The sequence below is a fragment of the Undibacterium sp. GW821-FHT07F11 genome (assembly GCF_059418665.1).
Genome location: NZ_JBWKQH010000008.1, coordinates 360,712 through 374,490, shown reverse-complemented (window position 1 = coordinate 374,490; position 13,779 = coordinate 360,712). Strand labels below are relative to the sequence as shown.

Annotated in this window: 11 protein-coding genes; 9 read left to right on the top strand and 2 right to left on the bottom strand. The window is 43.1% G+C overall.

The window, feature by feature from the left end:
• Positions 1-507: a TPM domain-containing protein gene (locus AC07OI_RS21190; RefSeq protein ID WP_492706356.1), complete on the top strand. Its 507-nt coding sequence runs from the start codon at positions 1-3 to the stop codon at positions 505-507.
• Positions 508-537: 30 nt separating this feature from the next.
• Here AC07OI_RS21190 and AC07OI_RS21185 read toward each other — a convergent pair whose 3' ends face one another.
• A complete protein-coding gene (locus AC07OI_RS21185) occupies positions 538-972 on the bottom strand; it encodes a DUF2177 family protein (RefSeq protein ID WP_495258625.1) in 435 nt (144 codons plus the stop codon).
• Positions 973-1,215: 243 nt separating this feature from the next.
• Between AC07OI_RS21185 and AC07OI_RS21180 the strand changes: the two genes are divergently transcribed.
• Both AC07OI_RS21180 and AC07OI_RS21175 read left to right on the top strand, forming a co-directional pair.
• Complete coding sequence (locus tag AC07OI_RS21180) at positions 1,216-1,914, top strand: hypothetical protein (protein WP_495258624.1); 699 nt, start codon at positions 1,216-1,218, stop codon at positions 1,912-1,914.
• Positions 1,915-1,982: 68 nt separating this feature from the next.
• Entirely contained in the window at positions 1,983-2,729 is a 747-nt protein-coding gene (locus tag AC07OI_RS21175; RefSeq protein ID WP_495258623.1) for a substrate-binding periplasmic protein, read from the top strand.
• A gap of 225 nt (positions 2,730-2,954) precedes the next feature.
• Here the strand turns inward: AC07OI_RS21175 and AC07OI_RS21170 are convergent, their stop codons facing one another.
• Positions 2,955-3,944, bottom strand: coding sequence for a hypothetical protein (locus AC07OI_RS21170; protein WP_495258622.1), 990 nt, complete (start codon positions 3,942-3,944; stop codon positions 2,955-2,957).
• Between the two features lie 626 nt (positions 3,945-4,570).
• Between AC07OI_RS21170 and AC07OI_RS21165 the strand changes: the two genes are divergently transcribed.
• The 6 genes from AC07OI_RS21165 (at position 4,571) to AC07OI_RS21140 (ending at position 13,730) form a co-directional block, all read left to right on the top strand.
• Positions 4,571-5,518 carry a hypothetical protein gene (locus AC07OI_RS21165; protein WP_495258621.1) on the top strand — a complete coding sequence of 316 codons (948 nt, stop codon included), beginning with the start codon at positions 4,571-4,573 and terminating at the stop codon, positions 5,516-5,518.
• A gap of 206 nt (positions 5,519-5,724) precedes the next feature.
• The gene (locus AC07OI_RS21160; RefSeq protein ID WP_495258620.1) at positions 5,725-6,471 is read left to right on the top strand and encodes a hypothetical protein; all 747 of its coding nucleotides are present in this window, start codon (positions 5,725-5,727) and stop codon (positions 6,469-6,471) included.
• Positions 6,472-7,309: 838 nt separating this feature from the next.
• On the top strand, positions 7,310-10,522 hold the full coding sequence (locus AC07OI_RS21155; protein WP_495258619.1) for a transglutaminase-like domain-containing protein: 3,213 nt from the start codon (positions 7,310-7,312) through the stop codon (positions 10,520-10,522).
• Positions 10,523-10,578: 56 nt separating this feature from the next.
• The gene (locus AC07OI_RS21150) at positions 10,579-11,211 is read left to right on the top strand and encodes a nucleotidyl cyclase domain-containing protein (RefSeq protein ID WP_495258618.1); all 633 of its coding nucleotides are present in this window, start codon (positions 10,579-10,581) and stop codon (positions 11,209-11,211) included.
• A 188-nt stretch (positions 11,212-11,399) separates the two neighbouring features.
• Positions 11,400-11,960 carry a hypothetical protein gene (locus tag AC07OI_RS21145; protein WP_495258617.1) on the top strand — a complete coding sequence of 187 codons (561 nt, stop codon included), beginning with the start codon at positions 11,400-11,402 and terminating at the stop codon, positions 11,958-11,960.
• A 165-nt stretch (positions 11,961-12,125) separates the two neighbouring features.
• Positions 12,126-13,730: a hypothetical protein gene (locus AC07OI_RS21140; protein WP_495258616.1), complete on the top strand. Its 1,605-nt coding sequence runs from the start codon at positions 12,126-12,128 to the stop codon at positions 13,728-13,730.
• Positions 13,731-13,779 lie beyond the last annotated feature (49 nt).

The following is a 13,779-nucleotide window of genomic DNA, read 5'->3' as shown; positions in this document are numbered from 1 at the left end:
ATGAAAAAACTCAATTTCCAGCGTATCGCAAAACACTTGCTGAGCAGCCAGTCACAACTAAAACGTGCCTTCCCGGAGCAGTGTCTGCATGCCATAGAACTCGCCATCAAAGAGAGCGAAGCAACACATCTGGGCGAAATTCGTTTTGTCGTAGAAAGCGCATTGGATTGCCATGCGCTTTTTGCAGACCAGACCACCCGGGCTCGTGCCATTGAAGTCTTTTCTCAACTGGGTGTGTGGGATACTGAAGACAATAACGGTGTCCTGATCTATGTGCTATTGGCAGAACGTGAGGTAGAAATCATCGCTGACAGAGGGATCTATCGCAAAACCGGAATCGATGTCTGGAACCAGGTTTGCCATTTGATGGAAACAGCCTTCAAACTGGGGCACTATGAAGAGGGTGCAATCAAAGGCATACAGACAGTTGGTCAGCATTTGATTACGCATTATCCCGCAAGTGGTGACAACAAAAACGAAATACCGGACAAACCTGTTTTACTCTAACAAGTCAAAAACGACATATGCGTCCTTCACTTACACTAAGCGGCTAGCACCAAAATACGCCATCGTACCAGCGACGCATGACAGCAGCGCACCCCAGCAAATATCAATCGCCGTCAACATAGGCGACCATGCCTTCAGGGTCGCCAGGTTGCTGAGGTCATATGTCCCATAAGCCACCAGACCCAGTAATGCACAAAGGCAAGCCGCTTGCTGCCCGCTACGTGCACGCAAGGCAGGCACTACGCCAAATACCGTTAAGCCCAATGAATACAGGAGATAAAACAGCGCAGCCGGTGTCAGCCTGGGCTGCTCCAGCATCAAGTCACCCAGATAAGAGCGATAGGTATCCGTCATCAACAGGCCCAGCCACACAGCGTCTAGCGCAAGTACGGCGAGTAACGCAACTCCATAAGCAATCAGTATTTGCTTCGCAGATGGTGATTTAATTGCAGGCGGAACGAGCATGGCTTGTCTTTTTGGAGATTGATGTGAAGTCAGTCACTATTTTACCCATTATGGACAAAATGACGGACTCTTCCGTGCACAAGATGATTCAATAAAAACATTGTCAAATGATGAATTTTTAGTGTCTAATGTCCTCACCATGAAAAGCTGATCTCATTCGAACAACAAGTGTTTGCGAAGGATGCATGCTTTTCATCATGACTTGAAATTTCTTTCTTTATAGCCACATTGCCGCTTATCGTCATGCCATCGACTCTAAAACAGCTTTTTGCTTTTCTCACCCTGTGCACCATACTTTTTTCTGGTAATGCCACTGCCATGACCATGCTCAGGTCCAACCAGACCCTGATACTGTTTGGCAAAGTCGTGCCAGAAGACAGCCAGCTATTTCGCAAGAAACTTGAAGAGGGACCGGTCAAAACAGTAGTAGTGACCGAAAGCCCCGGTGGCAATATGCGCGCCGCCTATGACATTGCGGCACTCATTACAGAAGGCAAAATGAATACCGCAGTCAATGGCAATTGCATGTCTGCCTGTGCACTCATCTTTATGGCTGGTACAGAAAGGCAAATGCTTGTAAGCAAGCACCTGGAGCGTACTCGCCTGGGTTTTCACGCCCCGCATAATAAAGTCACCAAAGAAATCTCCACCGCCGCTATCCCCCGGTTCCGCGAATGGTTGCTCAAGGTAACACAAGGCAAATTCCCTGAAGAAGTGTTGGACCGCGCCATGAACATAGAGAGTGCAGGTGACATGCTGTTCTTTTATTACCCCGACGAAAACTACCTTGGTGATATCCGTTTCTGCACCCAGGGCTCACTGCGTTGCGAAGCCATGAAAGGCTACAACATCGTTAAAATCGGTATCTTGACGACTGCTGAATTGTTGAAGGTTGAAAGCCTGGATGACACATCGCAGAGTGCCACCAAACCACAGGAGTAGCTAACACGATCATTCCGCACGATGAGTTCAACAGCAGGCTTTCGATTCACCAAATAAAAGGAAATGAAATGAAAGACGCAACGACAGTCACAACCCTGTTTCCCGGTAAATTAACCGTCTGCACTTACGGTGGGTTCGCCCCGGTTTGCTATAAAGTGGAGAATAAGAAGCTCACAGGTCTGGACGTCTTCTTCCTGAAAAAATTTGCCGACAACCTGAAGTTGGACTTAGTATTGATAGAGCATGAATTCAAGGACATTTGGACTTTGCCTGGTAAGGATGATTGCGATATCGCTGCTGCGGGTATTCAACAACGTAAGGATCGGCCTGTAGGTGACTATGCATCATGGAGTGATTCCTACTTTCATGTTCAAAGGTCATTGCTGGTGCGCGCCAAGGACAAAGAGACGTTTGACAAATATGAAACCGTGGCAGGCAAAAAAATAGTTGTCACCAAAGGATCAACCGCCGATCTCGATGCACATGCGCGTTACCTTCTTTGTCTCAAAACGATCGAGTATGTCGATCAGTATGTTACTTCCGAGTCTGATGCTCAGGCTGTCATTGTCGAACTCCTTATGGGTCGAAAGATAGACGCCTTTGCCGAAGGTGATGTCAGCAACCGCTACCTTGCCGACAAATACGGAGCAGGCAGCTTGGCACTGGCAGATATCCACGATATCGCTGGTACGGACAAAGAGAGCTTCAATTTCGTTACCCGCAATGCCAGTTCAGGATTGCTGGAGGAGTTGAATATCTTCATAAAAAATAACATAGACAGTTACCCATTGGGGAAGGAAGAATATACAAATTAGCCAGCAGGTCCAATGTTGTCTTATACCCCAGCTAAGAAGTATGGCAGCAACTCTTTCGTCAGGCACGCAAAGAGTTGCTGTTCGCATTTGTACAGCCTTAGCGTCTATATAGCACATAGCTGGTACTTGCGACCTCAAATCAGGCGATGCGATTGACCAGTGCATTAACAGGGAATAGTCTTTGGAAACAGAAGGCTGGCACGCTCCCGGCAAGTGCTTGATCGCTTACCTCTCAACGACCCCAGCAATAGTGCGCCTGCTGCCAGCCAGCGCCTTCCCTATTCCCGCAAACGACACAACATTAAGCGGCAATTCCAAAAGCACATGTAAAAGGCTCAGGAAGAATAAAACCTGCAATCCCAGATTGTAATCATAAGCATACAGCGCCATCGACAACAGCCAGATCGCCATCGTCAAAACCAGGGTCTGCCTGGGAACCTTATGCCATTTGATGACCGATGTTTTTGAAAACCAGTTCAGGTAATGATAGGTGTAGGCAAAAGCAATAAACCGCATGATCACAAAACCCGCATTACTGGTGAAAATCTCGCTGGTCTTTTGCAACGTGTCGAGATGAAAAATATTGATCAAACTAAAATTCAATAATTCAAATTGAAAATAACTTTTGTGAACATAATCACTCACTGCATATTGCAAGCCCGCTGGCTGGACAATAAAAAAACTTGCTGCACAGATGATCAAAACCGCGATAGATAAATATCCCGAGAACGACTTTTCTTTCAAGGCACCAAACAACATAAACGCCAGGGTAAAAATAAAGACGTGAATAACGGTAGGAAGAAAAAGACCAACCCAGATTAAATAAGCTGGAGATTTATTAACCAGGCCCACAGCCAGCAAGGCCAGCACCACAAGCACAATCCTATAAATCTTGTCTTCTATCAGCGCAAAAACAAGCGACAAAAAAACAGCAAGCGCAACTACGTCCGCGGCAAAAGTGCTGTCTTTAGATAGATGTAAAAAGGCAGGGAAGAAAAGCAAAACAAAGCACAAACCAATCAAGAAAATAAAATCGTATTTGCCCTTGGTGAAATAATTTTTTTTATGCAGCCAGCCTATTTCGGTCAGGTAATGCAATGGCCCCAGTACGCCGTAAGAGAATAAAAATAATTCGAAAGGAATGACGAACGCAATGACGCAAGAAAAAATGATGAAGGCGGTGTTTATGTAGTTAATGCGATTTGCGTTTATCATTTACGGTATTGATAGCAATAGGGGACGATGCGTTAGCTAGATATGCCATATTAAACTATGTTATGTACTCTTGGCGCAAATGCCCGTTTCTACATGAATACACTAGAACTCATTTCATAAATAGGGTGAGATGCGTTATGAGGCAAACCCTCCGGGAACTGACGATTTGGGCGCATTGCAGCGTTGCGTCGCTTGCAAAGGCGGGCGCCTTAGCTGCGTGTCACGCCTTGCACTGCATGCCAAATCGTCTTGTTCGCACTCATCCTATTTATGAAATGAGTTCTAATCAACTGATAGTAGCCCGATAGCACCGCATACAGACAGAGGCCGGCCAGTTTGCGTCAGTTTGAGCACCATGGTGCGGCCGTCATGAGTGTCGACACTCATTTCCAGTATGCCGACATTGACCAGACTTTGCAGCGTGCAAGTTATGACAAGGTGTGACACATCAAGTTTGTCTTTGAAAGGAGGTGGTAAAACTGTTAGATTCTTTCAGGGATAAAACGGAGTTGTCATCTGGCTAAAACATTAAAACTTTCATCAAACAAAAACCCCCGCTTTCAAGCTGGATTGCGTAAAAGCGCATAGTAACTCAATTCCAAAGCAGGTTTTCCAGGAGTGCAAGATTGACTAATGAATTTTTTGATGCCATCAAAGAAGTAATAAATGGACGAGCTTTTAAGATATTTGATTGCAGCTTAGGAACATCAATAGAGAAATTCCCTCTAAATATGATCACTTCCGCAGATGCAAACTTCTCTTTTGCACGCATTTATAAGGAAGATGGAGTCTATCGCATTCATGACGATGGATCGGAGACTATGCTAAACCTCAAGGAAAGTATTTCGCTAGTATTTAAGCATGGTGGTTGGTTAAGGTCAGATGGATTGGCCTGCAAATATGTAGATAACAAACTTGAGCGAATTTTTGTTCGCAAGCCTCTCTTGGATAGCATGATTGTTGAAACTGAAGACGAACTGGTTAGTTTTTTCGGAGAGCCAGAGTATAAGAAAAGTGGACGTTCAGGTACCGAGTATTATTATTTCTCTAAAATGCTTTGTGTAGCTTGGTCCGTTCGGAAACACTCGATTGAGCATATTGGTATAGGCGATTTTAAGATACCTCTTCACCAGCGTACCGAAAATGCTATGCGGGGAATTTTTTATATAGGGGGCTTACGAGAAGTAAAAATTTCTCTTCTGGAGCAGAGGAATATACACCGAGGGATTATTGCGGGATCTCCGACGAAAGACATGCATGACCAAATCATAGAACGCTGCCGTCTGGATGCAAAATCCCGTTTCACAGATTATCAAGAACCTTATTTTCTAGCGCCGCCAAGAATCACAATTACTTCACCACCGGAAAGTCGTTTTCAACGGGAAAGCATGCCTAAGATTGCTTGTATGGCATTGCTTGAGTCTTTCGAACCTGCCTGTGATGCAAGTGCTGACGGCTCAGGATTAGTGTTGGTATGGTTCCAAGACGAGCTCGCATTACCAATAGATAAGGACGTCGTAGCTTCGATTGAAAACCTAGAATGGGAAAAATATGCAACGGATTATTTTTTCTAATTGAGAGAATCTAATGTTATCCAATTAAGTTTTGGCTAATGCGGTTTATACATACACTGCGTATCTGGTATATCAATCCATATTTCGCTTCTGGAAACGGATACTTGCTTGTAACCCTCGATGCCCAGGCTTGAATGGTATATGCCGAAGGGGTAATATCGTGTGGATACACCTGTTTGCAATTACACATTAAATGATAGAAGTAAATGACTCAAAAACCTATGTCTGAGATTCATTATTGGCCACCCGACTGCCTTGATGAATTGACCAGGGAAGTAAGCATGCATTACCTTCAACTGAGTAATGGCGGGCTGAAAGGAGTGCTGTTAAGTACTCGTGCATCTGGGAGGGCATATCGGAAGTTTTTGCCACTGTACCCTGAAGTGATGTGTGAGCCGCTTGAACGTTACTATCTCCTGAGAAGGGCAATCGGTAAACTAAATATCGGCATGCTTGACGACCTGCTCTTTGGGAGCGGATGGAGAGAGTCCAACTGGGGAGCCTGGTTAGCGGCATTGGCACCCCAAGCTGAATATATTCAATTGTTGGAAAAACGAAGACCAACTCTTCCAAATGGAACAAAGGTAATTGATTTGGCTTTGGCATCGTGTGGTTCTGAATTGCGAGCCGATCTGATAGAGCATTTTGACTTACTTCAAAATGTTCGTGAAATGTTGGATGCACTCTCACCAATAAAGCTGCCAATGCGATTCTCTTTGGCATCCGAAGAGATATTCAATCAGGAAGTGGATGCAGTAAGAGCGGCATTGCGTGCATTGGGATTGAATGTTGCGAATGATCTGGGAAAAACAGGTGTTTTGGGATATTACGGGCAAAGCTATAAAAAGTGGTTCGAAAGCGGAGCTCCTTCATTGGCTGAATGGCTTATTAAATATCCCACTCAATCCTTCTCCCAACGTACGCTAGGACCTGAAACAACAATTTCGAGATAAGAGATAGTGGTTATAAGCTTCTCAAAGCGTATAGTTTTAGCAACCGCTTAATTATGCATATCCCTTTTATTTAAGAAATAAATAGATCGTCAATATATGACATCGAATATGTTGGTAAAGTACAGTAGACGCGAAAATTACTAGATGAACAAACAAAAAACCCGCTAAAGCACAAGGCTAAAAGCGGGTTCTTTGCATCTGGCAGATCGCTCTGCAAGAAAATTCTGGTGGGATAGGTGGACTTTAATAATGCCCTAACATGATTGAAAATAAAGGGATTTTGTTTTTTTAAATCCAAATATGGATTTAAATATGGATGCAAAAAATCTTCTATATGAAATCACTATGTTATTTGGCGAGTTTGCAGCAATCTTATTCGCAGATTTGACCGGGAACAGCCTATATGCGGCTCTTAGTTCGCTTTATGTTACAGACACATAGACCTCAGTTATTCAAAAAATAATTCTTGCTGTAAAATCTAGCAATTGATACCATTCAACGATTGCTTGGTAGCTATGTGTTTTGGTTTGCTCAAATTTCTGATACATAGACTCAGCGTATATTCAAGAAGTCGATTCCGCGTCTTTTGTAATTGAAAGTGCGAAATGTTTCGTCGCAGTTTCTTTATGTTGATCATCAAACAGCAAAGAAATTCATGTCCATATTTGAAAATACCTGATGATTACCTGAAGCGATTAAATTGCCTTGGTAACGTTCTGCCAAAATCCAAAACTATTAATGCCGATGTATTTTTGCATGATCGACTATCACCTGTCTGGATTGATAGTCCGGCTTGCGTATGACCAGTTATATCAAGAAAACCTAAAAGAAAATCCTCATGTTCCGCCAAACTCAATTCCAGCGCTGCATAGCCAGCATAGTTCTGATCACCTTTAGTAACCTGACTCTTTACCCTAGCGCGGCATCTGCCCAGGTGAGAACAGTCTCGGAGCAGGTCGGAAGCATGAGCAGGCAGGTCAATCAAAATCCTCCTGTCGGAATACGATCAAATATTGCTGCACTTGCGGGTAATACGTCATTACCGGTAGTTAAACAAAATAGTGCAGAGGAACGTCTTAGCCAACTGCTTAAACAAATCCAGGACGAACTCAAGGTCACAGTTCCAGCAATCGCTTCTCCTGCTAAATCAGGCGTATTAGCCCTTTCCGCTGCAACAAGTAGCAACAGTGAACTAGTCAACCAACATGTAAGCAATATCCGAAGTGCTAATAATCAGATAAAAACACTCTACAGCGATATTGATCAAAGCTTTAAAGATACAGAAAAGCATCTCAAAGACGCGAAATTATCTGCAGAAATACTTGCACGTCACAGTAAGGCCGTGGCGCTCTATCAGAGCCGTCAGGCCGAGTTTGACAAAATCATGGATCGAGTCGCTCAGGCTGATGATAAACGCCAGGCCAGTGATCGTCAGGCAGCGTTGACAGATCTCAACAGCTTCATGGACAAGTATCCCAATGCCAAACCGCATCAGTATACTGATCCCAGCAGACTTCCATTTGGTAGTCCTGGCAACAAAGTCAGAAAACCTAATGACAGCAAAATCCAATACCAGGCTAGTCTGTTCCCTCCCACTTATAACAAAATTCTGCTGGCTGGCCCTGTCCCTGATGGGTTGATGCTGGCACAGGCAACCTTACCCAATTTTCCTGTCAGTCAAGATACGGCAGAGACAGAAGATATCCAACTGACACCTGCGATTAAAACTCAGGCAGCAGCTCTGAACAACAACCCAGTACAAATTTACAACTGGGTCAGGAACAACATTGGCTTCATTCCGAGCTACGGTAGTATTCAGGGGAGTGAACTCACATTACAAAACAGGCGTGGCAATGCCTTTGATACAGCTAGTTTACTGATCGCTTTATACAGGGCAGCCGGCATACCTGCACGTTATGTTTATGGCACCATTGACGTGCCAACAGATAAAGTTATGAATTGGGTAGGTGGAGTGACTAAGGCAGAGGCTGCACAAAATCTTTTGGGACAAGGAGGTATTCCCAACATCGGACTGTCAAGCGGCGGTACGGTCAGCACTATACGCATGGAGCACGTATGGGTAGAAGCATTTGTCGATTACATACCAAGTCGGGGCGCGATCAATAAAAACCCAAATACATGGGTACCTATGGATGCAAGCTATAAGCAATACGACTTTAGTGCAGGCATGGGCATTAAGAACAAGGTCCCGCTTAATAGTCAGGCCCTGCTAACGCAGTTGCAGCAAGGTGCGACAGTCAATGAAACCGATGGTTACGTGCAGAATTTGAACCAAGCGAATTTGCAAGCACAAATAAACAATCATCAAGTGCAGGTACAAAACTACGTCAACAACCTAAATCCAAATGCGACTGTTGGTGATGTGCTGGGAAACCAGAAGATCAAAGCAGAAAATTACAATATTTTACTGGGTAGCTTACCTTACAAAATTGTTGCCACTGGCAGTCAATTTCAAACACTTCCCGATAACTTGCGCTGGAAATTCAAGACAAACATTTACCCCGCAGATGGGATCAGCACCAGTGACAATGCACTCATTGAGTTGAACAGGAGTACACCAAAGCTGGCAGGAAAAAAGATAACTTTGAGCTTCATTCCGGCAACCCAAGCTGATCAAGATTTAATAAACAGCTATTTGCCAAAACCTCATACGGATGGCACACCAATCCAGTCGAGCGAGCTGCCGACTTCTCTGCCAGGCTATTTGCTTAGCATGAAAGCTGAGTTCAGAGTAGAGGGGCAAGTCGTGGCAACCAGTGCAAGCAGTTTTATGATGGGGAGCAATGTTAGACAAGCTAATCAGTACTTCAATCCTGCCACGGGTTCTTGGATTGGTGGCGACGACAATGATATTACGGTTGGTGAGTATGACGCTATCGGTCTGGATTTGCAGGGGACAGGATCGCAGCAAGTTAGTAATTTCCGATCGAAGATGGAAGAAGCAAAAACAGTATTAACTAAATACCAGCAGAATTTAGGTGATGCTTCAATTATTAGTGGCATAACAAAAGAAGACGTTACTGGAAATATTTTGCAAGCTGGCATACTGGGCTATTTTGCGCAAGTTGATACCAGCGATAGGTTAACCGCGCGCATGGGAGCGAACATTGTCACTTATCGACAGCCAAGCTATGGGCGCTTTTATGTTGCAGCTGAACCGCATTACTTCTATGGCGTAGTCCGCAATGTTAGTTTTCCGGGTGCTGGTATGGATGTGGACCATTTGCGTTATCACACTGCAGCAAAGGATTCTAATCCTTCGGCAGTTATCCAGTTCATGCGACACGCTGGCGCTACAGCTTCTGCAGCGGAACATGCGATACCAGAGGTCTTATTTCATGATCCAAATCTTGCTGCTGATGACTCTAGGCAACCTCAAGGATTTTCAGCAGTTAAAATCTTGAAAATTGCTTCCACATTAGGTCAGAAAGTTTACACACTCAGCCAAAGTAATCAAACATTGCATAATTCAATTTTGCAGAATTTGCAGATTAATCAAAATGTGAAGTCCGAAATTATCAATGCACTGGCGGCTGGAAAAGAAGTTACTGTTCATGAAAAAGACATTAGTTCGAATGGTTGGACTGGCAGTGGATACATTATTTTGGATCCAGTCACAGGTGCCGGAGCTTACAAAATTGATGGAGGTGCAAATGGTGGATTTGCTCCTCTTGAGAAGATCGGATTTGCCTGCCTTTTGATAGCAATAACTGCATTACTAATTGCACTGAGTGCTGTTCTCATAGAGTTAGTAGTAATGATGGCAGTTGCAGGAGAGGCATTCGCAGCAGCCGACGCTGCAGGTGCAGCAATTACTGGTGAAGGTTGGGCAAACCAATATTTAGTAAAAAAATGGCTCTCAGGAGTGTTGTCTGCAGAAGCTGTAGCAGGTGCTGGTTCTCAAGGCACAGGGGCATATATTGCCAATTGCCTTGGCGAGTCATTAGTTATGATGGGATACACTCCCCAGGAAGTATTGGCTTTATTGGGGGCATTGGCTGGTGGAAGTGTTGGATCAATGTTTCCATAAGTACGATTTAATTGTTTTTTTTTTGAATCCTGAAGGTGAGAAGAAAATATTTCATTATGCAAATCGTAAAAAAAATATTTCCGCGATTGTTTAGTAAGCCAACCGACTTAAAGACAACAGATTCATTTAGTGATTTTAATGATGCCGGCGTTGAGTCTTTTAGTGGTGTCGGCACAGTTTTGTCAATTAACATACAAAATATAGGATCACTTACGGAAACAATGCAGCCCGAGGAGATTATTCAGACCCTTTCCGTGAAACATAGGGCAGCTTTAAATTTAATTGAAAAGTGCAAAGGGATTGTCGTCTATCAAATCGGTGGAGAAATTCTCGCTTATTGGAAAAATCTTGAATCGACTTCAGTGCCTGATGAAACTAAGATAGCACTTTCAACCGCAATGGGCCTCATGCAAATATATTCGCCACTAGTGCATGTACGTATTGTTCTTTCAAGTGGGGAAATATTTGGAGATTTTTTTGGTCCTCAGCAGCAGTTTCAAATACGCGGCGCAGCAGTCGAATATTCAAAAAACTTGATGATGCTCTCAAAAGAATACTTTGCAAATCTGTCGGGCTTGTTTTTATTGTCTCCTAAAACCGTAGCACAAGTGAACATAGATGAATCACAAATGCAGTTAGTTCGACATCACTTAATCAACAGCGAGGTTTTTGAATTAGTTGGATATTGAGTGTTTTTTAAGGAAGGATGCAATTCATTTTCCTTAGTCATCTAAGGGACACTCTCTTTAATTTCTGAACTGATTCCAGTTTAGGCATGCGCAATTATTAGGCGCAAGCCTTACCGCCTACAAAAATCTGTATTGGATGGGACAAGACCATATGTTAATGCTTATACTAAAGATCGCAGGCGGAAATAATGAATTTACTTCGATACTATTTTCAAGTTGGTGGTGAAAAATTTGATGCAGAGAATTTTTCACTCGCTGTGGTTAAAAACGGTTTGGAACAGGGAACAGTTCAAACTACAAGCAATATAAAGAAGCTGAAAAGACGCGGAACAAGTGGTGACGTCGAGATTGCGGAAGTCAAAATCCTTCCAGGTATTACAGGTACAAACGGCGGTGCTTTTACACATTGGAGTTCTGCGCACGTCGATTATGCGACTGACAAAGATCAATACATTGCGAATCACAGTCTTGGCTTAAGTACAGATGCAGCCCAATTGTGGCATAAGGAAGAAACTGCACTTTTGGTGTTTTTGCATTTAATAAAAGAACGACTACCGAAAGTGTCAGACTTTTGTGATGGGGACTTTTTTTTGTTGTTGAAACTGATTTACGGATATGACGAAGCTGATAGCCCCGGTGGTGGATTTCATTATTCAGAAGCGCTCATGAAAAGTCTTTGCGACCTAAGTGCAGGTTTATCGTCTGACAGTGAGCCCTTCGAATTACATTTTACTCGCAGATTGGCCTGAAAATGGTTTGGCAATTTACGGTGATAATTTTTAAAAATCACCTCTCTTGGTTTTATATCGTTAGCAAATATCATTTTTAAAATATTCAATATTCCTTGCCATTGCTCCAATTGGCCCACTGCTTCCGTTTATGCAGAAGGATGATTTATAGAAAGTTACTTGCACATGGATGGTTCTTTAGTTGAATTGGTAATATCTGATTTTCAAAAAAAAATAAATCAGATCAAGGGGTTTCAAAACGTTAAACTGTTTTCAAAAGAGTTTTTCTTTGATAGTAAATTTGCAGAATACCGCAGTCAGGTTGCTGTGCTAGGTGGATCGCAAATGCATATAAGCTTATTGTCGTTATTGCTTCGGGAAGGGATGACTGAAGAATACCGTCAAGAGATCTTCTCAGCTAGCTTTGACTTGGGAAACATGCAAACTATCTCACCAGAACTATGTACCTATACCAATTTAGCTCGTGAGCTATTTGGTGAAAGTAGTGATTTGGCCCCTAAAGATGCTTTTGAAACGATACAAAAAGGCATCCTTCAAATTACCGGTCGGAAAGTGCAGGACCATGTCCAAGTCAACAAATCGACTACCTTTAAGGTTCTCAAAACTTTGAGCTTGTTATCCCGAAAACGGGAGTCTAGGCTTATGCAGTTGCTCAATCGGCCAGTGCCTAACAAAAAAACCTCCATGTCATTTAGGGACTCATATCCCTACGAAAGAAATGAAGAGCAAGTGTGGCTCATTGCCGATCTGAAGGCATACCTCAGCGCCGAGTTGAGCGATGAGCGCCTTGAAGAGATTGGTATAACGTTCTCTTCATTACATCCCTTGATGAATAATATTATCAACAATGTAGAAAAAATTTTGGTTGATGCGTACAGTAAGAAATATGAATTAATGATGTCTGCATATGCAGCTCTTATAAAAGTTGTACAAGATTTTCCTGTTCAGCATCAGTCGAAGAATGTGCCATTGGATGAAGAACTTTTTATTCACATCCATAGACTTGAGTTTGCCCATTTTGCGATCGGTTACGAACAATTAATTCATGAAGCTATCCCAGACTGTCCGATTAACTCCATATTTAAAGAAATTCGTGCCTGGGTAGCGAACGTATATTCGGACAAAATTAAAGATGCTAGAGAATCCGATTCATTAATTTCCATTGAGGAAGTGCCTACAATTTGCCTGCAATGGAAGACTGAAATATCGGTCATCATTGAAAAAGCAATGGGGATAACCATGGCAGCCGATGAAATTGAAAAAAATGCAGTGGATATTCAGAATTTGCTACGTAATTTTTACTATTTCCGATTCGATGGTGAGGACACTCAGCAAGAGGAGACAAAACAGGTAAGCCCCTTGAATCTCATTGCAGCCGTTTGTTGTGTTTTTTATTCCATTAAAAGGGCTACGAATTTCAAGCCTTACTGGTTAGGTCAACCGGCTCAAGGTGGAAGTATTAATGCCTCGAACAAGGTATCGCTATTGGATATTAAATATTCAACAGACAGCGTTCCAGAGGAACATCGACATTTATGGGCCAACCGCCTGGAATGGTTTGCCAGTGCGTTACTTAATCAGTCAGAAGTTAGAGAGCTACGATTTGCATTCAGGACTGCAATATGTGACAAGGTACTGAATATCCTTAGCGCAAATGACACTGATTGGATTGTTGAGGAACTGGCTAATTTGATGGATTGTGTAAAAGGTCAAGCGCTTCAACATGAGCGCGTAGCACCTGATTACAGGCAGCCTCACTACTATAACTAAGACTCTTTTTGAGAAAAGTCTCTAGTTTTACGTTATGTCGAAATTGGTT

Bases quoted from the DNA above. Each gene is read 5' to 3' on its own strand.
- AC07OI_RS21190 (WP_492706356.1), top strand. From the start codon at position 1: ATGAAAAAACTCAATTTCCAGCGTATCGCAAAACACTTGCTGAGCAGC.
- AC07OI_RS21185 (WP_495258625.1), bottom strand. From the start codon at position 972: ATGCTCGTTCCGCCTGCAATTAAATCACCATCTGCGAAGCAAATACTG.
- AC07OI_RS21180 (WP_495258624.1), top strand. From the start codon at position 1,216: ATGCCATCGACTCTAAAACAGCTTTTTGCTTTTCTCACCCTGTGCACC.
- AC07OI_RS21175 (WP_495258623.1), top strand. From the start codon at position 1,983: ATGAAAGACGCAACGACAGTCACAACCCTGTTTCCCGGTAAATTAACC.
- AC07OI_RS21170 (WP_495258622.1), bottom strand. From the start codon at position 3,944: ATGATAAACGCAAATCGCATTAACTACATAAACACCGCCTTCATCATT.
- AC07OI_RS21160 (WP_495258620.1), top strand. From the start codon at position 5,725: ATGACTCAAAAACCTATGTCTGAGATTCATTATTGGCCACCCGACTGC.
- AC07OI_RS21155 (WP_495258619.1), top strand. From the start codon at position 7,310: ATGTTCCGCCAAACTCAATTCCAGCGCTGCATAGCCAGCATAGTTCTG.
- AC07OI_RS21150 (WP_495258618.1), top strand. From the start codon at position 10,579: ATGCAAATCGTAAAAAAAATATTTCCGCGATTGTTTAGTAAGCCAACC.
- AC07OI_RS21145 (WP_495258617.1), top strand. From the start codon at position 11,400: ATGAATTTACTTCGATACTATTTTCAAGTTGGTGGTGAAAAATTTGAT.
- AC07OI_RS21140 (WP_495258616.1), top strand. From the start codon at position 12,126: ATGGATGGTTCTTTAGTTGAATTGGTAATATCTGATTTTCAAAAAAAA.